The sequence below is a fragment of the Phyllobacterium sp. MT110 genome (assembly GCF_058792715.1).
Genome location: NZ_JBXAFE010000003.1, coordinates 209,539 through 235,224, shown reverse-complemented (window position 1 = coordinate 235,224; position 25,686 = coordinate 209,539). Strand labels below are relative to the sequence as shown.

Here is a 25,686-nt window from a genome sequence, read left to right as displayed (position 1 = left end):
CCGTCCTGCACTATGCAGGAACCGCTATGGATGGAAAAGTCAGGAAATCAGCAATACACCATTACCGAAAACCCGCGTCAGCTCCTGAATGAGTTTGGCTTCACGGGTGGTCAGGTGCTCGGCATCAACAAAGCGCCAGTTGCGCTCATAGAGCTCAAACGCTTCTTCCGCTGGAATTGGATGCGCAACGTCCCTGTTCCACGCGAGCAGTTTCAGCTCGGGGAAATCAGCGGGAACAATAGGGGCTACAAAAGCTGCGTTCATCATGCACTCAATATAATGCACAACGAACCTGATTTATAGCCCGCTCCGTTGTGCGTTATTCCGCAGCAGCCACCTTGATCACGCCACGGCGGATCTGGTCTTCTTCGATCGACTCAAACAGAGCGCGGAAATTGCCCTCGCCAAAGCCTTCATCGCCCTTGCGCTGGATGAACTCGAAGAAGATCGGGCCGATAACGGTCTTGGAGAAAATCTGCAGCAGGATTTTTGTCATGCCGCCGTCGATCACGCCTTCGCCATCGATGAGAATGCCGTGCTTCTTCATCCGCTCGATCGGCTCGTCATGACCATGCACGCGCTCATGCGACATGTCGTAATAGGTCTCGGGCGGGCCGGGCATGAATTTGAGTCCATTGTCCGCGAGCTTGTCCGTCGCGTCGTAGATGGCTTCCGTCCCGACGGCGATGTGCTGGATGCCTTCGCCCTTGTACTTGCGCAGATATTCCTCGATCTGGCTCTTGTCATCCGTCGATTCATTCAACGGAATGCGGATCTTGCCGCAGGGGGAGGTGATGGCGCGGGAAACGAGGCCCGTCAGCTTGCCGGCGATGTCGAAGAAGTGAATCTGCTTGAAGCCGAACAGTTCCCGGTAGAACGCCCACCACTTGTCCATGTTGCCGCGATAGACATTATGGGTCAGGTGATCGAGATAATAAAAACCGACACCTTCCGGTTTCGGGTCGCGTTCGCCCAACCACTCGAACTCGTCCTCATAGACCGAGCCTTTCTCGCCATATTTTTCGATAAAATAGAGCATTGATCCGCCGATACCGACAATGGCGGGAACATCGATGGTCTTGTCATCGCCGGTATAGGGTGTCGCACCCTTGGCAACCGCATGATCGAAGGCATGCTTGGCATCCACCACGCGCCAGGCCATGGATGGCGCACACGGGCCATGCTCACCGACGAATTTCGTCGCATGGGAATTGGGTTCAGCATTGAGGATGTAGTTGATGTCGCCCTGACGCCACAACGTTATGTTCTTGGTGCGATGCCGGGCAACGGGCTTGTAGCCCATGCGAGTGAAGAGCTCTTCCAGCTTTTCCGGCTCCGGATGCGAGAACTCGACAAACTCGAAACCATCCGTCCCGGCAGGATTTTCCTTGCTGATCGTGGCAACCGGTGCGTCGTGCGGAAATGGGCCCATGGCATCCTCCTCTGATTATCCGCATTATCGCGCAAATGGCATGCAAAGTGTTTGCATTTCAGCGCTCCACGGAGGCATAATGCGCACATTTCGTGCATAGAACTATCAAAGAGAGCATGAATGGAGCAACTTGACGCGTTTGACCGCAAAATACTGTCTTCCTTGCAGGAGGATGGACGACTCACGAACAACGAGCTTTCCGAGCGGATCAATCTGTCCGCCTCGCAATGCTCGCGCCGCCGCTCCCGGCTGGAGGAGGAGGGATTCATTCGCGGCTACAGGGCGGAAATCGATCGCGAAAAACTGGGTCTCGGCATCGTCAACATCATCTCGGTCACACTTGCGACCCATAACAGGGACAACGCCCGCCGCTTTTCCGACCTCATTTCAAAGCTGCCGGAAGTCATGGAGGCCCATGCGCTGACGGGGGAAATGGATTATTTCATCAAGGTGGTCACACCGGATTTGCGCGCGCTCTCGGCCTTCGTCAACGACGTGCTGCTGCCGCACGAGTCCGTGCAGAACGTCAAGACCGCCATCGTGCTGGACACATTGAAGGAAGATGGCAGGCTGCCGATTTGAATGGCGAACTGACAGAATTGCTATCTGCTCAAGACTGAGGCAACCACACGCCTGACATCATCCAGTGTTTCCGTTGCAACCTGTCCCAGCTTGTCCGCATGAGCCGCTTCGATGGTCGCAATCTTGAGCGGCCGGATGACGGAGGCGACCGGAAGACCAGTTTTCGCATGACGGGGAATGGAAACATCTCCCACCCAGGATTTATTTTCAGCACTGGTAATCATCAGCACCCAAAGAAGGTTGGCATCTTCACCCACGGCGCCATCCGAGATGACGAGCGCAGGCCGGTGCTGGCGCGTGTTGCGGTCCGTGTATGGAAACGGTACGCGGACGATATCGCCGGATTTAAAGGTCTGCATAGGCTTTTCTGTCGGCAGGGCTGTCCCACTCCACGAATGTTGCAAAGGGATCATCGCCTTGAGCACCGGCTTCCACTCGCATGAGGATGACCCGCCCCTCTTCAATCCGATAGGCAATTTCATCGCCTGGATTCAGTTTCAGCGCCACACGTACCGCCTGCGGTATGGTCGTCTGAGCTTTACTCGTCATTTTGCTGGTGATCATGGGTTACTCCTTCGCATGGCCCATATGTAAGGAATTTCCTTACCGGCTGCAAGAACAACCATGCGGATATCTCATGGATACAGCGTCTTGCGCAGCATGGGGTAAACCCTGGCATGGCCGAGCATATAGGCCTTGAGGCTGTTGCTGTCGAACAGGCCATGGAAGGCCCGGCCGAGAATATTGAGCCCGCCGGTATAGGCACCGAAGGCGGGCATGATCATGCGGGTATGGTCGGTGACGAAGCAGCGTCGCTGCACCGACTGGCCGCGCCTTACCACCTTGGCGGCTGGATGCAGATGTCCGGCGATTTCGCCGCGCGATGCGGTTTTTGAAGGCTCGTGGCGGAACACCAGCGCCCCGAAAGCCAGTTCGGTGTAGGTTTCACCGGGCAGGTCGGCCGGATGCTCCGGATCGTGATTGCCCGTGATCCAGATCCAGTCGCGACCATGCATCAATGTCGCCAGCTGCTCGGCATAGATGGCGGGCAGGCGCGCGGCGGCATCACCATCGTGAAAACTGTCGCCGAGGCTGATGACACAGGCCGGCTGATAGCGGGCAATGCTCGCCGCCAGTGCCTTCAATGTGGAGGCGGTATCATAGGGCGGCAGCATCATGCCGCGCCGGGCGAAGGACGAGCCCTTTTCGAAATGCAGGTCCGAGACGATCAGGATGCGATCGGCCTCCAGATAAAGCGCACCGGACGGGTCACATATGGCTGCATGGCCGGCAATATCGGTCTCGACCGCGCCGTGCAGCATTGTCCGTGTCGTGTGAACCGCCAGATTCATGTCCGTTCCATCATCTCGCGGGTCAGTTCGTCGGCAATCTCTTCGAGCAGCGTTTCGTGGGCTTCGCCCGGAACACGCTCCTTGCCGATTTCCATCATCACGGGAACGGCGAGCGGCGATATCCGGTCGAGCTCCTTGTGGATGATGTGACCCTTGATTCGTGCCAGCATATCGGCAAGGCGGCGAATGTCGAGCAGTCCGGTGGCGGCATCGGCCCGCGTGGCCTGGATGAGAATGTGGTCGGGTTCATGCGTGCGCAGGACGTCATAGATGAGATCGGTGGAGACGGTCACCTGCCGTCCAGTCTTTTCCTGTCCCGGATGCCGCTTCTCGACAAGGCCGGAGATCAGCGCGCAATTGCGGAACGTACGCTTCAGCATCCAGCTTTCCGACAGCCATGCCTCGAGATCGTCGCCCAGCATGTCTTCGTCGAAAAATTCGGAAAGCGGCAGTTCACCCTTCCCAAACATCCGGCCCATGTCGCGCAGGCCCCAGATCGACAGCGCGTAATCCGTGGCGACAAAGCCGAGGGGCCGCGCCTTGGCCCGCTCCAGCCGCCGCGTCAGCAGCATGCCAAGGGTCTGATGCGCCAGCCGCCCCTCAAAGGGATAGATCACCATGTAATAGCGTTCACCGCGCGGGAAGGTTTCGACCAGCAGGCTGCCGGGATCGGGCAGCACCGATTTCTCCTTCTGGATTCTCAGCCAGTCGCTGACCTGATCGGGCAGGGCACCCCAGCGATCCGGATCAGCCAGCATGGCGCGCACCTGATCGGCGAGATAGGTGGTCAGCGGGAATTTTCCACCGGCATAGGCAGGGATTTTGGCGTCGAACCCTTCCGCATTGGAAACAAGGCATTCGTTCTCGCGAATGCCTTCAAAACGCAGCACGCGCCCGGAGAAGAAGAACGTGTCGCCCGGCGACAGGGCTTCGAGAAACGACTCCTCCACTTTCCCGAGCACCGGGCCGCCACGCGCATTGCCACCCTTGCCGCGCTGGCGGGTGAGCCGCACATTGAGGCTGGGCGCTTCGATGATGGTGCCGACATTCAGCCGGTATTGCTGGGCAATGCGCGGATGCGTCACGCGCCATGTCCCGTCGGCGGTCTGGCGGATTTTGGCAAAGCGTTCATAGCTTTTCAGGGCATAACCGCCGGTGGCGACGAAATCGACGATCCGGTGAAACGTTTCACGCAGCAAGCCCGCATAGGGCAGCGCCGTCGTAATCTCCTCGAAAAGTGCATCCGCATGAAACGGTTCAGCGCAGGCCATGCCGAGGACATGCTGGGCCAGCACATCCAGCGAACCCTCGCCGAGCGGCGGCGTATCCTGGGCACCGAGATAGTTGGCATCGAGCGCCGCCTGGCATTCCATCACCTCGAACCGGTTGGCCGGAACCAGGATGGCACGCGAAGGCTCGTCCATGCGGTGGTTGGAACGGCCGATGCGCTGCGCCAGCCGGCTCGCCCCCTTCGGCGCGCCCACATGGATGACAAGATCGACGTCGCCCCAATCGATGCCCAGATCAAGCGTCGATGTGGCAACGACCGCGCGCAGGGCATTGCTGGCCATCGCCTGCTCGACCTTGCGCCGCTTGCTGACATCGAGCGAGCCGTGATGCAAGGCAATCGGCAGATTGTCATCATTGGCCATCCACAGATCGTGGAACAGGCGCTCCGCCTGGCTGCGGGTGTTGACGAAAATGAGGGTGGTCCGGTGCCGTTTGATCGCCTCGTAAATGCCCGGCAGGGCATAAACGGCGGAATGGCCGGCCCAGGGAATGCGGTCGGATGTTTCAAGAATGGTGATATGGGGTTTGGCACCGCCTTCGACCTTGACAAGACTGGCCATGGGCCTGCCTTCCAATTGCGGCAGCAACCAGCGCCGCAGGGCATCCGGATCGGCAACGGTTGCAGAAAGACCGATAGTCTGCACGCCGGGCTGCAACTTGCGCAACCGCGCCAGCCCCAGCGACAGCAGGTGTCCGCGCTTGGACGTCACCAGCGAATGCAGCTCGTCAAAGATGACATAGCGCAAATCCGCGAAAAACCGCCCGGCGTCCTTGTTGGCGATCAAAAGGGCAAGCTGCTCCGGCGTGGTCAGGAGGATATCCGGCGGAACAAGCTTCTGCCGCTGCCGCTTGTAGGCGGGTGTATCGCCGGTGCGGGTTTCGATGGTGATATCGAGCCCGATCTCCTCGATGGGCCTGGCCAGATTGCGCTCGATGTCGACAGCCAGCGCCTTGAGCGGCGAGATGTAGAGCGTGTGAATGCCACGGCTGGCGTTGTTGCTTTTGCCGCGTGTCGCCAGATCGACCAGCGCCGGCAGAAAACCCGCCAGCGTCTTGCCCGCACCTGTCGGCGCGATGAGCAGGGTCGAACGGCCGGCTTGCGCTTCCTCCAGCAATTCCAGCTGATGCGCGCGCGGCGACCATCCCTTGGCCTGAAACCAGTCCAGGAAAGGTTTTGGCAGGAGAGAACTGCCTTCGATAAAAAGGGGCTTTGTCTTGGTGCTCACAAGAGCGAATGTAATGGTGTGCAAGGAAAGCGCCAAGTTTTCTTTCGCGGTTTTCGGCATTTGCGTGGAGCCGAACACTGCCTATCTTCGTTGGTGCAGAAAGGTGGAAGAACAATGCTGACCCGTCCGGAGGCACTTTTGCGATCAACGCCAGCGGGTCTCTATTCCCCGGCGGGGGATTTTCATATCGATCCCGTCAGCCCGGTGGAGCGCGCCCTGATCACCCATGGCCATGCCGACCACGCCAGACCCGGCCACCAGCATGTCATGGCGACGCAGCAGACACTCGACATCATGGGGATACGCTATGGCGACAATTTTGCCGGAACGACCCAGGCGGCAGAGCTCGGAACCGTCAGCGACATCAATGGCGTCAAGGTCAGCTTTCACCCGGCGGGTCACGTTCTGGGATCGGCACAGATTGCCGTCGAGAAGGATGGCATGCGCATCGTCTGTTCGGGTGACTACAAGCGGGCGGCGGATCCCACCTGCATCGGGTTTGAACCCGTTCCCTGCGACGTGTTCATAACCGAGGCGACCTTCGCCCTGCCGGTGTTCCGGCATCCCGATGCCAGGGACGAAATCGCCAAGCTGATAAAATCCATCGAACAGTTTCCGGAACGCTCGCATCTTGTCGGCGCCTATGCGCTGGGCAAGGCGCAGCGGGTCATCCGCATGCTGCGCGATGCCGGCTATGACAGGACGATCTACATCCATGGTGCCCTGACAAAACTCTGCGACTATTACCAGTCGCAGGGCATCGATCTTGGCCCCCTGTCCCCGGCGACGTTGGAAACAGGTGCGCCACAGGATTTTGCCGGCAGTGTCGTTGTCGGACCGCCTTCCTCCTTTCAGGACCGCTGGGCCTGGCGCTTTCCCGATCCTGTTTCATGCTTTGCCTCGGGCTGGATGCGCATCCGCCAGCGCGCGCGTCAGCAGGGCGTGGAACTGCCGATCATCCTGTCCGATCACTGCGATTGGGATGAGCTGACCGGTACGATCAGGGAACTGGCCCCATCGCAGATCTGGGTGACCCACGGCCGCGAGGAGGCGCTTGTCCGATGGTGCGATCTCAACGGGTTTGCCGCACGGCCGCTGCATCTCGTCGGCTATGAAGACGAGGGGGACTGATGCGGGAATTTGCAGCCCTACTCGACAGGTTGGTGCTTACGCCGCAGCGCAACGGCAAGATCAGGCTGCTCGTCGATTATTTCCGGCAGACACCGGACCCCGACCGCGGCCTTGCCCTTGCCGCCATCACGCGGGACCTCGACATCGCGAATGTCAAACCCGCCATGCTGCGCGCGCTCGTCGCCGAGCGTATGGACGAGCAGCTTTTTGCCTATTCCTATGACTATGTCGGCGATCTCGCTGAAACGATTTCCCTGGTCTGGTCAGCCCAGGAGCCATCGCGTGTCAACGCCATTCCCACCCTTGGCGACGTCGTTGCCTCGCTCGCGCGCGCCTCGCGCAGCGACGCCATCAGGCTCGTGGAGAAATGGCTCGACCAGCTGGATGCTTCGGCCCGCTACGCCCTGCTGAAACTGGTGACCGGCGGCCTGCGCATCGGCGTTTCGGCACGACTGGCCAAGCAGGCACTTGCGGATTTCGGCGCAGTGGACGTCGGCGAGATCGAGGAGCTCTGGCACGGGCTGAAGCCGCCCTATCAATCCCTGTTCGCCTGGCTGGAAGGCAAGACGGAAAAGCCTGCGAGCCTTGCCGCCGCGCCGTTTCGGCCTGTCATGCTTTCAACGCCGCTCGAAGAGCCGGATTACGCCAGGATCGTCGCGGAAGATTATGCGGCGGAGTGGAAGTGGGACGGCATCCGCGTGCAGTTGACGGCTGAAGCCGGCCAGCGGCGCATCTATTCGCGGACGGGTGACGATATCTCCCACGCCTTTCCCGATATTGCCGATGCCATGCATTTCGCGGGAACGCTGGATGGCGAACTGCTCGTTGCCCGCAGCACGGCCGAAAGCGTCGAAATCGGTGCCTTCGGCGATCTGCAGCAGCGGCTCAACCGGAAAGCGGTCTCAGCCAGACAGATGGAAAGTCATCCGGCGTTCGTGCGGCTGTACGATCTGCTGATTGACGGCGACGAAGACATCCGGACTTTGCCTTTTGCTGAACGGAGGCAAAGACTTGAGCGCTTTGTCTCCGATCTTGATTCCACGCGTTTCGATCTGTCGCCTCTCGTGCCGTATTCCACCTTCGAAGACCTTGTCGCAATGCGCCGGAACCCGCCGCACCCCGTTATCGAAGGGCTGATGCTGAAACAGTGGGATTCTACCTACGTGCCCGGACGCCCGAAGGGACCGTGGTTCAAGTGGAAACGCGATCCCTTCACCATCGATGCCGTGCTTGTCTATGCCCAGCGCGGTCATGGCAAAAGGTCGAGCTTCTATTCGGATTATACATTTGCCGTGTGGACCGGCCCGGAAGACGACCCGCATCTGGTGCCGGTGGGCAAGGCCTATTTCGGCTTTACCGACGAAGAGTTGAAACAGCTCGATGCCTATGTACGCAACAACACCACCGAACGCTTCGGGCCGGTGCGTTCCGTGCGGGCGGAGCCGGGTCATGGCCTTGTGCTTGAAGTGGCCTTCGAAGGATTGAACCAGTCGAAACGGCACAAATCCGGCGTCGCCATGCGCTTTCCCCGCATCGCCCGCCTGCGCTGGGACAAACCGCCGATCGAGGCGGACAGGCTGGAAACCCTGGAAGCTCTGCTGCGTGATTCCGATGCCATCGACTGACACGATGGATATTATCCATACTTCAATAGGTTAATACCTGTTTTCTCACCTTATTCTTGAGGCGGCTTGGGAAAGAAGATGCTCGTGCGCCGTTGATAGTCCCGGAAAGCCTGGCCGCGCGAGGCGAGCATGTGCTCCTCCAGCGGCGGGACGCCGGAGACATGGCGCAGCAGCACATACATCAGAACCGGCGCGGCAAGCGTGAGCCAGCCATGCACATAGTCGCCGTCGAAATCGGCGGCGATCAGCACATAGGCTACCCAGCCCAGCCATTCGAAGAAGTAATTCGGATGGCGTGACCAGCGCCAGAAACCCGTATCGCAGATCTTGCCGCGATTGGCCGGGTTTCGCGAAAACCGCTTGAGCTGCCAGTCCGCAATCGCTTCGCCGGCAAGCGCAGCAAGCGCCACCACGAGCCCGAGATAATCGGGAAATTCCAGCTCGACATCCGGCCGGGCGGCGGCAATGTAAACGCTGACGACGAGGAGAATGCCGGCAAAGGCCTGCGTTTGCAGAAAGAAGAACATCTGCGAATTGGCAGAGGCACCCCATTGCCTGCGCAACCGCGCGTAGCGCGGATCATCCTCGCTGTTGAGTGTGCGCAGCAGAATATGCCCGCCCAGCCGCAGCGACCATAGCGCAAGCAGGATAATCACCAGCCATTTTCGGGCCGGCGAGACCATATCGCTGGAAAACAGGATGGAAAGAATGCCGATTGCCCCAACACCGAACGACCAGAAGGCATCCGCCCAGCCGCTGTTCCCGGTCTGGCGCTGCACAAGAAAGGCACAGGCCATCACGCCGCAGAGCGCGACAGCTGCGATAGTAAGAATGACGAGAGCTGTCATGCACGTTTACCTGTTGTTCACCGGGGATGTCAGGGTCAGAACTCATTGATCTGGTCGAAATGGTGTGAGGCCAGATCAATGAGTTCTGACCCTAGGCTGATGTTCAAAGGGCGGGGCACTGCAGCATACAGGATTTTCTCGATCAGCAAATCATAACCCGCTTAAGACCTATTCTTGTCCGGCTGTCCAAGGATAAAATTGGGGGTATTGCGCGGTGTGGCAACAGCAAAGGGCGACTATGGTCCTCAGCCCTTGCCCGGCCACGAGGCTGCGGGCGCTCATCGCCTGCGCGGGCACCCGCACGGTGCCGGAAAGGCCTTGCTAACCAAATTTCCATTTCGGGGAAAAATATCAAAACAGACACCGTGAAACGCGCCAGAGCGGCGATTTTGGAGCAAAAAGTGACGAGAATGGGCCCGATGGTCCACATCGTGCACAATTTTTTTGACGTTTTCGTAAAATTTGCTTGCAGGCCAAACAGCCTGAAAATGCTGCTCTATCCTGAGTTTAACTCGATTTAGGCCGTTTCGTCGACTCGCATATTTCGCATAATTCGCAGAATCGACGGCTTGCGTTTGGCAAAATTTTGGCTTTTGTTCATGCCTTCATAATTCTTCAAAGGGGAAGGACCAAAAAATGTCATTTATGAAACTCAACCTCCGCGCGGCGCTGCTGCTTGGATCGCTGATGATCGGCGCAAGCCCGGCACTGGCAGAAGCCGTGCTGCATCGCGGCAACAGCGGCGAACCGCAGACCCTTGATCAGTCACAGACCTCGATCGATATCGAAGCATTCATCGTCAAGGATCTCTACGAGGGCCTGACGATCTATGACGCCATGGGCAAGATTGTTCCGGGCACCGCGGAAAGCTGGAAGGTTTCCGATGACGGCACCGTCTACACGTTCAAGCTGCGCGACAATGCGAACTGGTCGGATGGCACGCCGGTAACGGCGGAAGATTTTGTCTTCTCGATGCGCCGCGTCGAAGACCCGAAGACAGCCGCCGGCTACGCCAATATCCTTTATCCCATCAAGAATGCCGAAGCCGTCAACAAGAGCAAGGCCAAGGTGGAAGAACTCGGCGTAAAGGCCATCGATGCCAAGACGCTGGAAATCACCCTCGAACGTCCGACCCCTTTCTTCATCGAGCTGCTGTCGCACCAGACAGCGCTGCCGATCAACAAGGCCAGCTTTGAAAAGAATGGCGCCGATTTCGTCAAACCGGGCAAACTGGTGGGCAATGGCGCATTCAAGCTGCTTGAGCACGTGCCGAACGACCATCTGACCGTTGCCAAGAACGAACATTACTGGGACGCGGCGAACGTCAAGCTCGACAAGGTCATCTTCTATCCCCTGGAAGACCAGGCTGCAGCCGTCCGACGATACGAAGCCGGTGAACTGGACCTCGTCTACAACTTCTCCTCCGACCAGATCGAGCGCATGCGCGCCGCCAATGCCAAGCAGGTCCACGTGACCCCGGCCATGGCAACCTACTACTACCCCTTCGATACGCGCACCGAACCGTTCAACGATGTGCGCGTGCGCCGTGCCCTTTCGATGGCCGTCGATCGCGATTTCCTTGCCAAGGACATCTACAACGGTACCAAACTGCCGGTTTACTCCCTGGTTCCTCCGGGCATGCAAAACTACGGCGAACCGTCCAAGGCCGATTTTGCCGACAAGTCACAGCTTGACCGTGAAGATGAAGCGCTCAAGCTCATGAAGGAAGCGGGCTATGGCGAAGGCGGCAAGCCTTTGAACATCGAAATCCGCTACAACACCAACCCGAACCACGAGCGTGTGGCGACGGCTGTTGCCGACATGTGGAAAAAGGCCTTCGGCGCCAAGGTCACGCTGATGAACCTCGATATTTCATCGCACTACGCCTACCTGCAGGAAGGCGGCAAGTTCAACGTTGCCCGCGCCGGCTGGACGGCAGACTATGCCGATCCGGAAAACTTCCTGAACCTCAATGTCAGCACCAACAAGACCTTCAATTACGGGCATTATTCCAATCCGGAATTTGATGCCCTGATGAAGAAGTCCTACGAAGAGCGCAATCCTGCGGAACGCGCCAAGATCCTGCACCAGGCAGAAGCATTGATCATGCGCGACCAGCCGATCGCGCCGCTGATGAATGATGCGAACCTCTGGCTCGTGGCCGACAAGGTCAAGGGCTGGGGTGACAACGCCAACAACGAGCACCTGAGCAAATATCTCAGCGTTGAATAGCAAAATCTGACGCGCAACCCGCACCTGCGGGTTGCGCGTCACGCTTTTGCCCGGCTCGCTATGTGCCAGCTACCGACCGCAAATCGACAAACGGACATGACCCGGCACGGCCCTTTCGAAAGGACCGTGAACGGATGGATATTGCCATTTCATGCCAAACACCGACCAGTAAACGGCGAGGGAACAGCCAGATGACGCTTGCGAAGTTGAATATGACCGCCGCCCTGCTTACCGGTTCGCTTTTACTGGCGGCAGCTCCGGCGCTTGCCGAAGCAGTTCTGCACCGCGGCAATTCCGGCGAGCCGCAAACGCTGGATCCGTCCCAGACCTCGCTTGAAATCGAGGCATTCATCCTGAAAGACCTCTATGAAGGTCTGACCAGCTATGATCCCGCCGGCAAGATCGTGCCGGGCGCGGCCGAGAGCTGGACTGTCTCCGACGACGGCACGGTCTATACCTTCAAGATCCGCGCCAATGCCAACTGGTCGGACGGCTCGCCCGTCACCGCGGACGATTTCATTTTCTCCTTCAAGCGTGTCGAAGAGCCGAAGACAGCCGCCGGCTATGCCAACATGCTTTACCCCATCAAGAATGCCGAGAAGATCAACAAGGGCGAACTTCCTGTCGACCAGATCGGCATGAAGGCGATTGATGCCAAGACGCTCGAAATCACCCTGGAGCGCGCCACGCCGTTCTTCGTCGAACTGCTGGCGCACCAGACCGCCCTGCCAGTCAACAGGGCAAGCCTTGAAAAGAACGGCGCCGACTTCATCAAGCCGGGCAAACTCGTCTCCAATGGCGCCTTCGAGCTTGTCGAACACGTGCAGAACGATCATCTGACCGCCGCCAGGAACCCTGATTACTGGGGTGCCGGGGATGTGAAACTCGACAAGGTCATCTTCTACCCGACCGAGGATCAGGCGGCCGCCGTGCGCCGCTTCGAGGCCAGGGAAATGGACCTCGTCTACAATTTCTCGGCCGACCAGATCGAGCGCCTGCGTGCATCCATGGGCGATCAGGTGCGCATCACCCCGGCGCTGTCGACCTATTTCTATTCCTTCGACACCCGCGTCGAACCGTTCAGCGACGTGCGCGTGCGCCGGGCGCTGTCCATGGCGATCGACCGCGACTTCCTGTCGAATGAAATCTACAAGGGTGCGCAGCTGCCGGCCTATTCGCTCGTGCCGCTTGGCATTGCCAATTACGGCGAACCGGCCAAGCCCGATTTTGCCGACATGTCGCAGCTCGACCGCGACGACAAGGCGGTGGCGCTGATGAAGGAGGCGGGCTATGGCGCGGGCGGCAAGCCGCTCACCATCGAGATCCGCTACAACACCAATCCCAATCACGAACGGGTCGCCATCGCCGTTGCCGATATGTGGAAAAAGGCCTTCGGCGCCAATGTGACGCTGCTGCAGAACGATATCAGCGCCCACTACGCCTATCTGAAGGAGGGCGGCAAGTTCAACGTGGCGCGGGCCGGCTGGACCGCGGATTATGCCGATGCCGAGAACTTCATGGTGATCAATCTGAGCACCAACACCACCTTCAATTATGGTCGCTGGAACAATCCGGACTTCGATGCCCTGGTCAAGAAATCCTACGACGAAAAAGACCCCGCGGCCCGCGCCAAGATTCTGCATGAAGCCGAAGCACTGGTCCTGCAGGAACAGCCCGTCGCGCCGATGATGAATTTCGGGCAGCTCTGGCTCGTGTCCAACCGCGTCAAGGGCTGGAAGGACAACGGCACCAATGACCATCTGAGCAAATATCTGAGCCTTGCGGAACAATGACCGGTTTGAACGCAACGGTCTAATTGAGTGAGTGGGTGCAGCTGCTACGAAAGCTGCACAGAAGAGAGAGTATATCTCCATGTTTCATTTCGTCCTTCGCCGACTGGCGAGTGCAGTGCCGACATTGTTCATTGTCGTCACCATTTCGTTCTTCCTGATGCGGTTTGCACCGGGCGGTCCCTTCAACCTTGAAAGACCGCTGCCGCCGGCGACGATGGAAAACCTGATGAAGGCCTACCATCTCGATCAACCGCTCTGGAACCAGTACCTGCAGTATCTCAAGAATGCAGTGACCGGCGATTTCGGCCCGAGCTACATCTACAAGGACAACACGATTGCCGAGCTGATCGGCAAGGGCCTGCCTTACTCGGTGGAACTTGGATTCTATGCCTTGCTCCTTGCACTCTTCGGCGGGGTCATTGTCGGAACGATCGCGGCTTTGCGCCAGAACAGTTTCCTCGATTTCCTCATCATGTCCGTCGCGACAATCGGTGTGACGGTACCCAATTTCGTCGTGGGCCCGGTGCTCACGCTGATTTTCGCGGTGCTGTTGTCCCTTCTGCCCGCGGGTGGCTGGGGTGACGGATCGTGGCGCTTCCTGATATTGCCGATGATTGCGCTGGCGCTGCCGCAGCTGGCCGTCTTTGCCCGTCTCACGCGCGGCTCGATGATCGAAGGCCTGCATACCGATCACATCCGCACGGCACGCGCCTACGGATTGCCGCCAAGGACCGTCGTCATCACCCATGCCATGCGCGGGGCACTCCTGCCGGTTGTCTCCTATCTCGCGCCCTGCGCCGCCGCGCTGCTGACCGGTTCCGCCGTGGTCGAAACCATCTTCACCATTCCCGGCGTCGGCCGCTACTTCGTGCTGGGTGCCATCAATCGCGATTACACGCTCGTGATGGGAACGGTCGTTCTCGTGGCGATTTTCGTCATCGTTTTCAATCTTGTGGTCGATATTCTGTACGGCCTTCTTGATCCGAGGGTTCGCCATGACTGATATATCGACAACAAACATCCCCGAGAAGGAAACCCAGGGGCGCAGCCTGTTTCAGCTGGCAACGCTCCGCTTCCGCCGCAACCGTGCGGCGATGGCCGGCTGCGTGGTGCTGTTCTTCATCACCCTGTTTTCCTTCTTCGGACCCTATTTCCTCAGTCATACCTACGATCAGGTATTCCCGTCCTACGTCACCATCCCGCCGAGCCTTGAAGCCCTGCCGAAGGCCGATACCCTCGGCGACGTGATGGCAGGCGTGGCAAGCCGTGCCCGGGTGCAGTTGAAGGAATTTGCCGTCGACGGCAACACGTTCACCGCAACCATTCATTCGGACCAGCCAATCGATCCGCGGGCGACCCGCTATTTCGACCGGGCGAACGAGTTTCAGGGTACGAAGGTGGCGGCCACGGAAGACGATGGCAAAACCCTGAAGCTGTCGGGCAATGTCAATCGCGAATACTTCTTCTTCGGCACCGACGCCAACGGCCGCGACATGCTGGCCCGCATCATGCTTGGCGGGCAGATTTCGCTGGCCGTCGGGTTCCTCGCCAGTCTTGTTTCACTGGCTGTCGGCGTAACCTACGGCGCCATCTCCGGTTACATCGGCGGGCGCGTCGACAATGTGATGATGCGCCTGATCGAGATTCTCTATTCCCTGCCGTTCGTGTTTCTCGTGGTGGTGCTCGTCGTCTTCTTCGGGCGCAGTTTTATCCTGATCTTTCTGGTGATCGGTGCCGTGGAATGGCTTGATATGGCACGCATTGTGCGCGGTCAGACCCTTGCCCTGAAACGCCGCGAATTCATCGGCGCGGCGCAGGCCCTGGGGTTGACCGACTGGCAGATCATCCGCCGGCACATCATTCCCAATACGATTGGTCCCGTCATCGTCTTCGTCACGGTCGTGGTTCCGAAAGTCATCCTTCTGGAAAGCTTCCTGTCCTTCCTCGGTCTCGGTGTTCAGGCGCCGCTGACCAGTTGGGGCGCGCTGATTTCCGAAGGTGCAAACAAGATGCAATCTGCACCATGGCTGCTGATTTTCCCTGCCATTTTCTTTGTCGTCACCCTGTTCTCGCTGAACTTCATCGGTGACGGCCTGCGTGATGCACTCGACCCGAAGGACCGCTGAAATGACGGACAACAAAGATGCAGTATTGTCCGTGCGCGGACTGAAAGTCGACTTCACCACGCCGGACGGCGATGTCAATGCCGTCAAGGGCATTGATCTCGATGTTCTTCCCGGCGAAACACTGGCCGTCGTTGGTGAATCCGGCTCCGGCAAGAGCCAGACCATGATGGGCATCATGGGTCTCCTGGCGCAGAACGGCCGCGTGGCCGGCTCGGCAAAATATCGTGGCAAGGAACTTGTCGGCCTGTCGACCAAGGCGCTCAACGAGGTGCGCGGCTCGAAAATCACCATGATTTTCCAGGAGCCCATGACCTCGCTCGACCCGCTCTACACGATCGGGCGACAGATTGCCGAGCCCATCGTCCACCACAAGGGTGTCAGCTTCAAGCAGGCGAAGGTGCGCGTGCTCGAACTGTTGAAGCTTGTCGGCATTCCCGAACCGGAACGGCGCATCAACAGCTACCCGCACGAAATGTCCGGAGGTCAGCGTCAGCGCGTCATGATTGCCATGGCGCTTGCCAACGAACCGGATCTTCTGATTGCCGATGAGCCGACCACCGCGCTCGACGTGACGATCCAGGCCCAGATTCTTGATCTCCTGCGCGATTTGCAGAAGCGGTTCGGCATGGCCATCGTGCTGATCACCCATGATCTTGGCGTGGTCAAACATTTTGCCGAGCGCGTCGTTGTCATGCGGCGCGGCGAGGTCGTCGAAAAAGGGACGATCAAGGACATCTTTGAACGCCCGCAGGAAGACTATACCAAGATGCTGCTGGCCGCAGAGCCCAGCGGCAGCAAGTCGGCGCCGGAAGACAAGGCGCCGATCATGCTGGAAGGGCGCAATGTCACGGTCGACTTCGCCATCGGCGGCGGTTTCTTCACCAGCGCACACACGCGCTTCCGCGCCGTGGACGGCGTAACGGTCCGGCTCAAGCAGCGGCAAACCATCGGCATTGTGGGTGAATCCGGCTCCGGAAAGTCAACGCTCGGCCGGGCACTCCTGCGTCTTCTGCCGAGCAATGGCCAGTATCATTTTGAAAACAAGAACATTTCCGGCTTTGATCGCGCTGCCATGCGGCCGCTGCGCCGGGAATTGCAGCTGGTGTTCCAGGATCCCTACGGTTCGCTTTCGCCGCGCCAGACAGTGGGTGAAATCATCACCGAAGGCCTGCTCATCCACGAGCCGCAACTGTCGCGCGCCGACCGCGACAAGCGGGCCATAGCCGCATTGAAAGAAGTGGGGCTCGATCCGGGTGCGCGCAACCGCTATCCGCACGAGTTTTCCGGGGGACAACGGCAACGCATCGCCATCGCGCGCGCCATGATCCTCAAGCCGAAAGTCGTCATTCTCGATGAACCGACCTCGGCGCTCGACCGGTCGGTGCAGGGGCAGGTGATCGAACTGCTGCGCGACCTGCAGGCCAAGCACGATCTGTCCTATATCTTCATCAGTCACGATCTCGCAGTGATCAAGGCGATGTCCGACTATGTGATCGTGATGAAGAGCGGCAAGATCGTCGAGGAAGGCCAGACTGATGATATTTTCGATGCGCCGCAGCACGATTATACCAAGACGCTGATCGGCGCTGCGTTCGATTTGGATTGAAGACGAGCTTGTTTAACGCAAAACGCCATTCTGTGCACTGTCATAGAACGGCGTTTTGCAGAGCGCGAAACAATTAGAGTTCAGACCGCCAAGGCGGATTTGCTCCGGCGCGCGATACGGTGACCGCAGACGCCTTGACACCGAGCAGCAGGGCCGCGCGGATTTGCTCTTCCTCAAGCGATGTCAGCGCAGCTTTGGCCAGAAGGCCGGCTTCCTGCAGCGAGGTCAGGACGCCCGCCGTGAACGTATCGCCAGCCCCCACCGTATCGACAACCGCAACCCTCTGCGCCGCCACGTGCACGGCCAGCTCGGATGTATAGCCGGTCACGCCATCCGCACCATGGGTGACGAGGATGAGCTTCGGGCCATGCTGCGACACCGGGACAATCCAGCGCCGTGCAATCTCTTCCATCGTGCCGCTTTCACCGAACCAGCGCATATCTTCATCGGAAATCTTGACGATATCGCTCATGGCGATCATGCGGCGCATGCGCGCCAGATGCTTTTCCTTGTCCGGGATGAAGCCCGGCCGGATGTTGGGGTCGAGAACGATGACGCGTTTTTCGTGCTCGCGCGCCATCAGCGCTTCATAGGTCGAGCCGCAGGGTTCCGGAATAAGGCTGATCGCGCCGAACTGCAGCGTCGTGACATTGTCCTCCAGCGCCGGCAGATCGCCGAGGGCGAGTGAACGCCCGGCACTGTTCTCGTCGTAGAAGGTGTAGCTGGCCTGGCCGTCGGTCAGGCGCACGAAGGCAAGCGTCGTGGGCTGCGGCGAAATATGCGCGTAGCGCGTGCCGACATGGTTGGCCGCCAGGCTTTCGCGCAGCATCTGTCCGAAGAAATCCGAGGAAACGCCCGAATAGAATTCGGTCGGCACGCCGAGGCGGCCCAAGGCAATGGCTGTATTGAAAACCGCGCCGCCGACATAGGGCGCAAAAGCCGGTTCACCCGCCTCGCTCGTGCGCGGCAACATGTCGATCAGCGCTTCACCACAACATAGGATCATTTGTCAGTTTCTTTCGATGGATAGATGACGCCCTTGCGGACGATGATATTGCCGTAAAGCCTTGGTTCGCTTGTCGCGATGATGGTGTGGGCATCCTTCACCCGTGTGTAGAACGCATCGCCGACCAGCGGCAAGAGCGAAAATCCGGGGGCGCGGCGCGCGCAAACTTGGCTCATTTCCTCGTGCACCGGATCAAGGAGATCGGGATTTCCCTTCACCGTCGCGCGGAACAGCGCGTGCGGCACGAAATCATCCACCGGCATGACCTGCAGGATCGCATCGAGGATCGGAATCAGCGGCAGGCCATCGGCCCGGATCAGCCGCCGGGCATGTTCCAGCGCCGGATAATTGCCGTCGACCAGCGCGATTTCGTCGCCATGGCCCATGGCACGCAAGGTCGCGAGAAGCTCCGGGCCCAGGATGGGCGGAATACCAATCAGCACGTTCAATCGACCTTTCTGAATATTTTCTGTCCGATGAGGAACCGGTCCGACAGGGCAAGACTCGCGGCCCCGAGGGCCCTGGCATGAATGCCGACCGAGCCTTCGACAATGACGGGCAGCTCGATCCCCTCCAGATCGAATGTTCCGACATGGGTGCGCACGGCATCGACGATCCGGGCACGCACGTGCGCGGGCATCCAGCCATCGATAACGGCCGCTTCAAAATCGACAACCGACGCGGCGGCAATTACAGCCTGCGCAATGGCCTTGCCCGAACGGTCGATCCAACCATCCAATTCCTCACCCATCGGGCCCCAATCATCGGGCGAGGTCCACAGCGGGGAGGGGTCACGGCCAAGGCCGGTGACGATGCGCTCCAGCGCGGTGATCGATGCAATGTCGATCAACTGCTGCGTGGTCCCGTCGGGACCGGGCACCGGCATGGAACCGAGCGCGCCGGCATTGCCGCTGCGCCCCGCATAGAGGCTGCCATTGATGACGATACCGCCGCCGATGAACGAGCCGATATAGAAATAGACGAAATCATTGAGGTCTTTTGTCTCGCCGAAGACAAGCTCCGCACCGCAGGCCGCCGTGATGTCATTCTGCAGATAGACCGGGAAATCGCAGATGGCGGCAATCGATGCCTTGATATCGGACTGGCGCCATTGATCGAGGATTTCCTGCGGCGCCCCGACTGTATCGGCCCATTTCCACAGTTCGAACGGCGCGGCGATGCCAAGACCGGCCACCTTCGAACGCTGCTTCGCGTCAAGGCCATCCAGCATCGTCGCGATGCCATCCCTGGTGAAAGCCAGGACCGAATCCGGCGTCGGATAGGCATAGGGCATATGCAGCATGGACCGGATACGCCCGACAAAATCGATCAGCACCAGATCCGCGCTGCGCCGCCCGATCTTGAGGCCGAGGAAGAAGGCACCCTCCGGATTGAGCGACATGGGAATCAGCGGCTGGCCGATGCGGCCGCGCAGCGGCTCTTCACGCGAAAGCAGCTCGTCGGCTTCCAGCATGCGCATGATGATCGAGATCGTCTGCGCCGAAAGTCCTGTCATCCGCGCAATGGCTGTTTTGGCAAGGCTGCCATGCTGGCGCAACAGCGAAAGCACGACCCGCTCATTGTGGTCGCGCATGCCGCTCTGGTTTGTTCCCTGATGAAGCGGCGGCCGTGTTCCTCCCGGACCGTGGCGCTCCGATAGTCTGATGCCCAAAAGGACGTCCTCCCTGATATCGGCGCGACAATGGAGCCATCAGGCAAACCTGTCAATAATAAATAAGAGTGATTTATTAATGTTGACAGCTTGGCGAGGCTGGTATTTCCTAGGGCAGCACTTGGCCGGGAGGATAACTGTCCGAGGTGTTCATGCGAAAGTAGGGCTGCCCACCGGCAGCGCGTCGCATTACGATCAAACTCTGGGAGGTAGTGACATGCGCAAAAGCATTTATCTGAAATCAACCATTCTTGGTGCCGCCGTTGTGGCCATCGCCGCCTTTGCTGCTCCGGCACAGGCTGCAGGCGTCGGTGCCTGCCTGATCACAAAGACGGACACCAATCCGTTCTTCGTCAAGATGAAGGAGGGCGCCGTTGCCAAGGCAAAGGAACTCGGCGTCGACCTGAAGACCTATGCCGGCAAGATCGACGGCGACAGCGAAAGCCAGGTGGCAGCGATTGAAACCTGCATCGCCGATGGTGCCAAGGGCATCCTGATCACCGCATCCGACACGGCCGGCATTGTTTCGTCGGTCAAGCAGGCCCGCGATGCCGGCGTTCTCGTCATTGCACTCGATACGACGCTTGATCCGATCGACGCTGCAGATGCGACATTTGCCACGGACAACCTTCTGGCAGGCGAACTCGTCGGCAAGTGGGCTGCCGGAACCTTGGGTGACAAGGCCAAGGATGCAAAAATTGCCTTCCTTGACCTGACACCGTCGCAGCCATCCGTGGATGTCCAGCGCGACCAGGGTTTCATGAAGGGCTTTGGCATTGACGTGGGCGACATCAACAAGATCGGCGACGAAAAAGACCCGCGCATTGTCGGCCATGACGTTACCAACGGCAATGAAGAAGGCGGCCGCAAGGCGATGGAAAACCTTCTGCAGAAAGACCCGGGCGTCAACGTCGTTTATACGATCAACGAACCGGCCGCTGCGGGTGCTCACGAAGCACTGAAGGCATTCGGCAAGGACAAGGGCGTCCTTCTCGTGTCCATCGACGGCGGCTGCCCGGGCGTGAAGAATGTCGAAGCCGGCATCATCGGCGCAACCTCGCAGCAATATCCGCTGATGATGGCTTCGCTCGGCATCGAGGCAATCAAGAAGTTCGCCGATACCGGCGAAAAGCCGAAGCCGACGGCAGGCAAGAGCTTCTTTGATACGGGCGTTTCCCTTGTGACGGACAAGCCGGTCAAGGGCGTCGAGTCCATCGACGTGAAAAGCGGCCTTGCCAAGTGCTGGGGCTGATCACGCCCTGATTTGACAGAAAAGCCAGCAAACAGCGAGAGGACGGTGTAAAACCGTCCTCTCCAAGCTGCGCAAATTTTGGGGGAGCCAACCCATGAACGAAGCCAATCCGGGATCACAACCCAAGCAGGAATTCGAGCGCGTTCTGACACAGAGCGCCACAGCCATCGCCAGTTTCGACGGCGAGCAGAAAAGCCTGGTCGAGCGGACGCGCCATTTTCTTCATTCGAGCCCGGCAGCGGTACCGCTGATCGTTCTCGTTCTGTCGCTGGCGGTTTTCGCCATTATTGTCGGTTCGCGCTTTTTCACACCCTTTGCCCTGTCGCTGATCCTGCAACAGGTCGCGATCGTCGGTATTGTCGGCGCAGCCCAGACCTTGGTGATCCTGACCGCCGGTATCGACCTTTCCGTCGGCGCGATCATGGTCCTTACATCGGTTGTCATGGGCCAGTTCACCTTCCGTTACGGACTGCCTGTCGAACTTTCCGTCCTGTGCGGCGTGGCCCTCGGCGGATTGTGCGGTCTCATCAACGGCATTCTCATCGCCTATGTGAAACTGCCTCCCTTCATCGTCACGCTCGGCACCTGGCAGATTTTCCTGGCCACGACCTATATCTACTCGGCCAATGAAACGATCCGGGCGCAGGATATCGAAGCGAAGGCGCGCACGCTGCAGTTCTTCGGCGAAAAAATCCAGATCGGCAGCGCCACCTTCACCTACGGCGTATTCGCCATGATCCTTCTGATCGCCGTTCTCTGGTACGTGCTGAACCACACCGCCTGGGGCCGCCATCTCTATGCGATCGGCGACGATCCGGAAGCGGCGGAACTGGCGGGTGTCCGGACCAAGCGCGTGCTGATTTCCGTCTACGTGCTGGCCGGTTTCATCTGTGCGCTCGCCGGTTGGGCCCAAATCGGCCGCAACGGGTCGGTGTCACCGCAGGTCGGCCAGTTCGCCAATATCGAATCCATCACCGCGGTGGTTATCGGCGGCATGTCGCTCTTCGGCGGACGCGGTTCCATCCTCGGCATGCTGTTCGGCGCGCTGATCGTCGGCGTCTTCTCCTTCGGCATGCGCATGTACGGCACGGATGTCCAATGGACCTATCTGATGATCGGCGTCCTGATCATCACGGCCGTGGCAATCGATCAGTGGATCAGAAAGGTAGCAGGCTGATGACACAGCAACCCATTCTCACCGCCCGCGGCCTGGTCAAGCGTTACGGCCGTGTCACCGCTCTCGATCATGCGGATTTCGATCTTTATGCCGGCGAAGTCCTCGCCGTCATCGGCGACAACGGCGCGGGAAAATCCTCGCTGATCAAGGCGATTTCCGGTGCGGTTCACCCCGACGAGGGCGAGATCACGCTCGATGGCAAGCCGATCCATTTCCGCTCTCCCATGGAGGCGCGCGATGCCGGGATCGAAACCGTCTATCAGAACCTTGCCCTGTCGCCGGCACTCTCCATCGCCGACAACATGTTTCTCGGCCGCGAAATCCGCAAGCCAGGCATTCTGGGCAGCTGGCTGCGCATGCTCGACCGCAAGACCATGGAGAAGCAGGCCCGTGACAAGCTGACCGAGCTTGGCCTGATGACCATTCAGAACATCAGCCAGGCTGTGGAAACGCTCTCCGGCGGCCAGCGGCAGGGCGTCGCCGTGGCGCGCGCGGCGGCCTTCGGCTCCAAGGTCGTGATCATGGACGAACCGACGGCGGCGCTCGGCGTCAAGGAGTCACGCCGCGTTCTCGAGCTCATCCAGGATGTGAAAAAGCGCGGATTGCCGATTGTGCTGATCTCGCACAATATGCCACATGTTTTCGAAGTGGCGGACCGCATCCACATTCACCGGCTTGGCAAACGCCTTTGTGTCATCGACCCGAAGGAATACAGCATGTCGGATGCCGTGGCATTCATGACCGGCGCCAAGGAACCACCCGCCAGTCTTGCTGCATGAAGGACAGAATTGAAAAATGAAACGCTCAGAAGTCAACGCGATCATCCGTGAAAGCGACAAGTTCATCCGCTCCTTCGGCTATGTCATGCCGCCTTTCGCCTACTGGTCGCCGGAAGAGCTGAAGGCCCGCACGTCAAGCGATTCCAGGGCCATTCTCGATGCCAGGCTCGGCTGGGATATCACCGACTATGGCCAGGGCAAGTTCGATGAACTCGGCCTGTTCCTCTTCACCACCCGCAACGGCAATCAGGCAGACCTGAAAAAGGGCGGCGGCATGCTCTATGCGGAAAAGATCATGATCTCCCGCGAAAAGCAGCTCTCGCCGATGCACCGCCACATCGTCAAGGCCGAGGACATCATCAACCGCGGCGGCGGCACGCTCGTGCTCGAACTGTTCAACTCGAATGCCGATGGCAGCGTCGACGAGAAGACGGATGTGGAAGTGGCAACAGACGGCCGTATCGTCACGCTGAAGGCCGGCGGCCTGCTGAAGCTGCAGCCGGGCGAAAGCGTCACGCTGCTGCCGGGAAACTGGCACGCATTCTGGGGCGAGGGAGGCGACGTCCTGATCGGCGAGGTTTCCACGGTCAATGACGACCTGACCGACAATATCTTCCGCGAGCCGATCGGCCGCTTCTCTTCGATTGAAGAGGACGAGGCACCGGCGCATCTTCTGGTTTCCGATTATGACAAATGGCTTGCCTGAGCCATCCCGCGGACAGCACAATGATTATAGCGATCGATGACCTGGTGACGGCCATTCTGGCCCGCGCCGCCGAAACCAAACGTTTGATCGTTGCCATTGCCGGCCCTCCCGGGGCCGGCAAATCCACCGTTTCCGCCGCTATCTCCGCGGCAATCAACGCGCGCGAAGCCAATGCGGCCGTCGTGGTTCCCATGGACGGATTCCATCTCGACAATGCCATCCTCGATGCGCGCGACCAGCGCAAGCGCAAGGGATCGCCGCCAACCTTCGATTGTGCCGGCCTGGAAGTGCTGTTGAAACGGCTCAGGGCAGGGGAAGACAATGTCGTCATTCCCCTTTTTGACCGCAAGCTCGATCTCGCCCGGGCGGGTGCCGCCGTGGTCAGCGGCGATCAGCGCATTCTTCTGGTCGAGGGGAACTATCTTCTTCTGAACCAGTCGCCCTGGGACCGGCTGGCTCCGCTGTTCGACCTCACCGTATTTCTGCAGGTGGATCGTGTCGAAATGGAAAATCGCCTGGTGCAGCGGTGGCTGGGCTATGGCTACAATGTCGGCTCGGCACAGCAGCGTGCCCTGTCGAACGACATTCCCAATGCCGACCTCGTGCTCTCCGCCTCGCGCCCCGCTGATTACACGGTCGTCAACTAAAGCCATTGTCATTTGACTGTAACAGGGAAAGGCAATGAGCTGTCCTTCCCCGGCGAGAGAAGATTCGCCACATGCAGGCACGATGATGAACAGCCTCTATCCAGAGATTGTACCTTATGACCACGGCATGCTCGCCGTCGGTGATGGCAACGAAATCCATTGGGAAACCTGCGGCAATCCGCAGGGAATTCCGGCTCTTGTCCTGCACGGCGGTCCGGGTTCCGGCTCGTCCACAAGTGCGCGGCGTTTCTTCGATCCAGAGCGCTACCGCATCATCCTGTTCGATCAGCGGGGCTGCGGACGCAGCATACCGCATGCCAGCGATCCCCAGGCCGATATGTCCGTGAACACGACGGAACATTTGTTGAGGGACATCGAATGTTTGCGCGCCCATCTTGATATCGGGCGTTGGCTTCTGTTCGGCATATCATGGGGCTGTACGCTCGGGCTTGCCTATGCCGAGGCCTATCCGGAGCGTGTCCTGGCTTTGGTGCTGGCAGGGGTGACAACGACGCGGCGATCCGAGATCGATTGGCTCTATCGCGGCATCGCTCCGCTGTTTCCCGAGCAATGGGCGCATTTCCGGCGCGGCGCTGAGCTTGATAATGCCCGGCATGTCTCGGGTGCGTGGTTCGACAAGCTCACCATGAGGGGATTGAGTGCCCTGCAGAAACAAGACCTCCCTCATGGTGAGCTTGTCGAACCACGCACTCAATCAATGCAGCAAGACTTGGCCAAAAACACCGATGACGATCTTGTCGCTGCCTATTATCACCTGCTCAACGATGTGGATCCCACCATCCGTTTGCAGGCGGCACGCGACTGGCATGCATGGGAGTCCGCATCCATCCTTGTCGATCCCGCGGCAAAACTGTCACCGAAATGGTCGGATGATCGCTATATCCTGGCACGCGCCCGCATCATAACCCACTATTTCCATCACAATGCCTGGCTGGAAGACCGCATTTTATTGAACCAAGCCAGTCTGTTGAAGGGAATTCCTGGTGTCATGATTCAGGGCCGTTTCGACCTTGAAGCCCCGCTTGTCACCGCGTGGGAGTTATCGAAGGCCTGGCCGGATGGCATGCTTGTCATCGTGCCCAATGCCGGTCATTCCCCAACCAGTCCCGGCATGACGGACGCCATTATCGCCGCAACGGACCGGTTTGCACGCGGGCCATCAAATGACGCGGTCGGCATTTGA

Annotated in this window: 24 protein-coding genes; 14 read left to right on the top strand and 10 right to left on the bottom strand. The window is 59.2% G+C overall.

The window, feature by feature from the left end; translation table 11 throughout:
* Positions 1 to 39: 39 nt before the first annotated feature.
* Together AC1Q5O_RS16265 and hppD are read right to left on the bottom strand one after the other, a co-directional pair.
* Positions 40 to 264: a hypothetical protein gene (locus tag AC1Q5O_RS16265; protein ID WP_492564290.1), complete on the bottom strand. Its 225-nt coding sequence runs from the start codon at positions 262 to 264 to the stop codon at positions 40 to 42.
* Between the two features lie 55 nt (positions 265 to 319).
* Positions 320 to 1,432, bottom strand: a complete 1,113-nt coding sequence (gene hppD, locus AC1Q5O_RS16260; RefSeq protein ID WP_492564288.1) for a 4-hydroxyphenylpyruvate dioxygenase — start codon at positions 1,430 to 1,432, stop codon at positions 320 to 322.
* 120 nt (positions 1,433 to 1,552) lie between these two features.
* Between hppD and AC1Q5O_RS16255 the strand changes: the two genes are divergently transcribed.
* Complete coding sequence (locus AC1Q5O_RS16255) at positions 1,553 to 2,014, top strand: Lrp/AsnC family transcriptional regulator (protein ID WP_105733708.1); 462 nt, start codon at positions 1,553 to 1,555, stop codon at positions 2,012 to 2,014.
* A gap of 20 nt (positions 2,015 to 2,034) precedes the next feature.
* Here the strand turns inward: AC1Q5O_RS16255 and AC1Q5O_RS16250 are convergent, their stop codons facing one another.
* From AC1Q5O_RS16250 to AC1Q5O_RS16235, 4 genes are all read right to left on the bottom strand, one after another.
* Positions 2,035 to 2,373, bottom strand: coding sequence for a type II toxin-antitoxin system PemK/MazF family toxin (locus AC1Q5O_RS16250; RefSeq protein ID WP_492564285.1), 339 nt, complete (start codon positions 2,371 to 2,373; stop codon positions 2,035 to 2,037).
* A complete protein-coding gene (locus AC1Q5O_RS16245) occupies positions 2,360 to 2,578 on the bottom strand; it encodes a type II toxin-antitoxin system PrlF family antitoxin (protein WP_492564283.1) in 219 nt (72 codons plus the stop codon). Before AC1Q5O_RS16245 ends, AC1Q5O_RS16250 begins: the two co-directional genes overlap by 14 nt.
* Positions 2,579 to 2,649: 71 nt before the next feature.
* Positions 2,650 to 3,336: a ligase-associated DNA damage response endonuclease PdeM gene (pdeM, locus tag AC1Q5O_RS16240; protein WP_492564779.1), complete on the bottom strand. Its 687-nt coding sequence runs from the start codon at positions 3,334 to 3,336 to the stop codon at positions 2,650 to 2,652.
* 26 nt (positions 3,337 to 3,362) lie between these two features.
* Complete coding sequence (locus tag AC1Q5O_RS16235) at positions 3,363 to 5,882, bottom strand: ligase-associated DNA damage response DEXH box helicase (RefSeq protein ID WP_492564281.1); 2,520 nt, start codon at positions 5,880 to 5,882, stop codon at positions 3,363 to 3,365.
* Positions 5,883 to 5,996: 114 nt separating this feature from the next.
* Here AC1Q5O_RS16235 and AC1Q5O_RS16230 point away from each other — a divergent pair, with 114 nt between their 5' ends.
* The gene (locus AC1Q5O_RS16230) at positions 5,997 to 7,013 is read left to right on the top strand and encodes a ligase-associated DNA damage response exonuclease (protein WP_492564279.1); all 1,017 of its coding nucleotides are present in this window, start codon (positions 5,997 to 5,999) and stop codon (positions 7,011 to 7,013) included.
* Positions 7,013 to 8,638: a cisplatin damage response ATP-dependent DNA ligase gene (locus AC1Q5O_RS16225; RefSeq protein WP_492564278.1), complete on the top strand. Its 1,626-nt coding sequence runs from the start codon at positions 7,013 to 7,015 to the stop codon at positions 8,636 to 8,638. Before AC1Q5O_RS16230 ends, AC1Q5O_RS16225 begins: the two co-directional genes overlap by 1 nt.
* Positions 8,639 to 8,688: 50 nt before the next feature.
* Here the strand turns inward: AC1Q5O_RS16225 and AC1Q5O_RS16220 are convergent, their stop codons facing one another.
* Positions 8,689 to 9,486, bottom strand: a complete 798-nt coding sequence (locus AC1Q5O_RS16220; protein ID WP_492564276.1) for a DUF1295 domain-containing protein — start codon at positions 9,484 to 9,486, stop codon at positions 8,689 to 8,691.
* Positions 9,487 to 10,122: 636 nt separating this feature from the next.
* Here AC1Q5O_RS16220 and AC1Q5O_RS16215 point away from each other — a divergent pair.
* From AC1Q5O_RS16215 to AC1Q5O_RS16195, 5 genes are all read left to right on the top strand, one after another.
* Positions 10,123 to 11,718, top strand: coding sequence for a peptide ABC transporter substrate-binding protein (locus AC1Q5O_RS16215; protein WP_403181662.1), 1,596 nt, complete (start codon positions 10,123 to 10,125; stop codon positions 11,716 to 11,718).
* 191 nt (positions 11,719 to 11,909) lie between these two features.
* Positions 11,910 to 13,511, top strand: a complete 1,602-nt coding sequence (locus tag AC1Q5O_RS16210) for a peptide ABC transporter substrate-binding protein (RefSeq protein ID WP_492564273.1) — start codon at positions 11,910 to 11,912, stop codon at positions 13,509 to 13,511.
* 79 nt (positions 13,512 to 13,590) lie between these two features.
* On the top strand, positions 13,591 to 14,514 hold the full coding sequence (gene oppB, locus AC1Q5O_RS16205; RefSeq protein ID WP_105733698.1) for an oligopeptide ABC transporter permease OppB: 924 nt from the start codon (positions 13,591 to 13,593) through the stop codon (positions 14,512 to 14,514).
* The gene (locus tag AC1Q5O_RS16200; protein ID WP_223614611.1) at positions 14,507 to 15,637 is read left to right on the top strand and encodes an ABC transporter permease subunit; all 1,131 of its coding nucleotides are present in this window, start codon (positions 14,507 to 14,509) and stop codon (positions 15,635 to 15,637) included. Before oppB ends, AC1Q5O_RS16200 begins: the two co-directional genes overlap by 8 nt.
* Before the next feature lies 1 nt (position 15,638).
* Positions 15,639 to 17,243 (top strand): ABC transporter ATP-binding protein, encoded by a 1,605-nt coding sequence (locus AC1Q5O_RS16195; RefSeq protein ID WP_223614610.1) that lies wholly within the window; start codon positions 15,639 to 15,641, stop codon positions 17,241 to 17,243.
* 73 nt (positions 17,244 to 17,316) lie between these two features.
* Here AC1Q5O_RS16195 and AC1Q5O_RS16190 read toward each other — a convergent pair whose 3' ends face one another.
* The 3 genes from AC1Q5O_RS16190 to AC1Q5O_RS16180 are packed head-to-tail and all read right to left on the bottom strand — an operon-like array spanning position 17,317 to position 19,843.
* On the bottom strand, positions 17,317 to 18,249 hold the full coding sequence (locus AC1Q5O_RS16190; RefSeq protein WP_492564270.1) for a carbohydrate kinase family protein: 933 nt from the start codon (positions 18,247 to 18,249) through the stop codon (positions 17,317 to 17,319).
* Positions 18,246 to 18,692 (bottom strand): RbsD/FucU family protein, encoded by a 447-nt coding sequence (locus AC1Q5O_RS16185; protein WP_492564778.1) that lies wholly within the window; start codon positions 18,690 to 18,692, stop codon positions 18,246 to 18,248. Before AC1Q5O_RS16185 ends, AC1Q5O_RS16190 begins: the two co-directional genes overlap by 4 nt.
* Before the next feature lie 2 nt (positions 18,693 to 18,694).
* The gene (locus AC1Q5O_RS16180; RefSeq protein ID WP_223614608.1) at positions 18,695 to 19,843 is read right to left on the bottom strand and encodes an ROK family transcriptional regulator; all 1,149 of its coding nucleotides are present in this window, start codon (positions 19,841 to 19,843) and stop codon (positions 18,695 to 18,697) included.
* 313 nt (positions 19,844 to 20,156) lie between these two features.
* On the opposite strand from AC1Q5O_RS16180, the gene AC1Q5O_RS16175 reads away from it, so the two are divergent.
* The 6 genes from AC1Q5O_RS16175 to AC1Q5O_RS16150 all read left to right on the top strand — a co-directional run bounded on the left by AC1Q5O_RS16175 (position 20,157) and on the right by AC1Q5O_RS16150 (position 25,686).
* Complete coding sequence (locus tag AC1Q5O_RS16175; RefSeq protein WP_464664867.1) at positions 20,157 to 21,173, top strand: sugar ABC transporter substrate-binding protein; 1,017 nt, start codon at positions 20,157 to 20,159, stop codon at positions 21,171 to 21,173.
* A 94-nt stretch (positions 21,174 to 21,267) separates the two neighbouring features.
* Positions 21,268 to 22,350 carry an ABC transporter permease gene (locus tag AC1Q5O_RS16170; protein ID WP_492564269.1) on the top strand — a complete coding sequence of 361 codons (1,083 nt, stop codon included), beginning with the start codon at positions 21,268 to 21,270 and terminating at the stop codon, positions 22,348 to 22,350.
* Positions 22,350 to 23,129, top strand: coding sequence for an ATP-binding cassette domain-containing protein (locus tag AC1Q5O_RS16165; protein ID WP_105733692.1), 780 nt, complete (start codon positions 22,350 to 22,352; stop codon positions 23,127 to 23,129). The genes AC1Q5O_RS16170 and AC1Q5O_RS16165 overlap by 1 nt, the downstream gene beginning before the upstream one ends.
* A gap of 16 nt (positions 23,130 to 23,145) precedes the next feature.
* Positions 23,146 to 23,835: a D-lyxose/D-mannose family sugar isomerase gene (locus AC1Q5O_RS16160; RefSeq protein ID WP_492564266.1), complete on the top strand. Its 690-nt coding sequence runs from the start codon at positions 23,146 to 23,148 to the stop codon at positions 23,833 to 23,835.
* Between the two features lie 20 nt (positions 23,836 to 23,855).
* Complete coding sequence (locus tag AC1Q5O_RS16155) at positions 23,856 to 24,482, top strand: nucleoside/nucleotide kinase family protein (protein WP_492564265.1); 627 nt, start codon at positions 23,856 to 23,858, stop codon at positions 24,480 to 24,482.
* An 85-nt stretch (positions 24,483 to 24,567) separates the two neighbouring features.
* A complete protein-coding gene (locus tag AC1Q5O_RS16150; RefSeq protein ID WP_492564775.1) occupies positions 24,568 to 25,686 on the top strand; it encodes an alpha/beta fold hydrolase in 1,119 nt (372 codons plus the stop codon).

Excerpts from the sequence above, each read along its gene's own strand:
- AC1Q5O_RS16265 (WP_492564290.1), bottom strand. The coding sequence starts at position 264 with ATGAACGCAGCTTTTGTAGCCCCTATTGTTCCCGCTGATTTCCCCGAG.
- hppD (WP_492564288.1), bottom strand. The coding sequence starts at position 1,432 with ATGGGCCCATTTCCGCACGACGCACCGGTTGCCACGATCAGCAAGGAA.
- AC1Q5O_RS16255 (WP_105733708.1), top strand. The coding sequence starts at position 1,553 with ATGGAGCAACTTGACGCGTTTGACCGCAAAATACTGTCTTCCTTGCAG.
- AC1Q5O_RS16250 (WP_492564285.1), bottom strand. The coding sequence starts at position 2,373 with ATGCAGACCTTTAAATCCGGCGATATCGTCCGCGTACCGTTTCCATAC.
- AC1Q5O_RS16245 (WP_492564283.1), bottom strand. The coding sequence starts at position 2,578 with ATGATCACCAGCAAAATGACGAGTAAAGCTCAGACGACCATACCGCAG.
- pdeM (WP_492564779.1), bottom strand. The coding sequence starts at position 3,336 with ATGCTGCACGGCGCGGTCGAGACCGATATTGCCGGCCATGCAGCCATA.
- AC1Q5O_RS16230 (WP_492564279.1), top strand. The coding sequence starts at position 5,997 with ATGCTGACCCGTCCGGAGGCACTTTTGCGATCAACGCCAGCGGGTCTC.
- AC1Q5O_RS16225 (WP_492564278.1), top strand. The coding sequence starts at position 7,013 with ATGCGGGAATTTGCAGCCCTACTCGACAGGTTGGTGCTTACGCCGCAG.
- AC1Q5O_RS16220 (WP_492564276.1), bottom strand. The coding sequence starts at position 9,486 with ATGACAGCTCTCGTCATTCTTACTATCGCAGCTGTCGCGCTCTGCGGC.
- AC1Q5O_RS16215 (WP_403181662.1), top strand. The coding sequence starts at position 10,123 with ATGTCATTTATGAAACTCAACCTCCGCGCGGCGCTGCTGCTTGGATCG.
- AC1Q5O_RS16210 (WP_492564273.1), top strand. The coding sequence starts at position 11,910 with ATGACGCTTGCGAAGTTGAATATGACCGCCGCCCTGCTTACCGGTTCG.
- oppB (WP_105733698.1), top strand. The coding sequence starts at position 13,591 with ATGTTTCATTTCGTCCTTCGCCGACTGGCGAGTGCAGTGCCGACATTG.
- AC1Q5O_RS16200 (WP_223614611.1), top strand. The coding sequence starts at position 14,507 with ATGACTGATATATCGACAACAAACATCCCCGAGAAGGAAACCCAGGGG.
- AC1Q5O_RS16195 (WP_223614610.1), top strand. The coding sequence starts at position 15,639 with ATGACGGACAACAAAGATGCAGTATTGTCCGTGCGCGGACTGAAAGTC.
- AC1Q5O_RS16190 (WP_492564270.1), bottom strand. The coding sequence starts at position 18,249 with ATGATCCTATGTTGTGGTGAAGCGCTGATCGACATGTTGCCGCGCACG.
- AC1Q5O_RS16180 (WP_223614608.1), bottom strand. The coding sequence starts at position 19,843 with ATGCGCGACCACAATGAGCGGGTCGTGCTTTCGCTGTTGCGCCAGCAT.
- AC1Q5O_RS16170 (WP_492564269.1), top strand. The coding sequence starts at position 21,268 with ATGAACGAAGCCAATCCGGGATCACAACCCAAGCAGGAATTCGAGCGC.
- AC1Q5O_RS16165 (WP_105733692.1), top strand. The coding sequence starts at position 22,350 with ATGACACAGCAACCCATTCTCACCGCCCGCGGCCTGGTCAAGCGTTAC.
- AC1Q5O_RS16160 (WP_492564266.1), top strand. The coding sequence starts at position 23,146 with ATGAAACGCTCAGAAGTCAACGCGATCATCCGTGAAAGCGACAAGTTC.
- AC1Q5O_RS16155 (WP_492564265.1), top strand. The coding sequence starts at position 23,856 with ATGATTATAGCGATCGATGACCTGGTGACGGCCATTCTGGCCCGCGCC.
- AC1Q5O_RS16150 (WP_492564775.1), top strand. The coding sequence starts at position 24,568 with ATGAACAGCCTCTATCCAGAGATTGTACCTTATGACCACGGCATGCTC.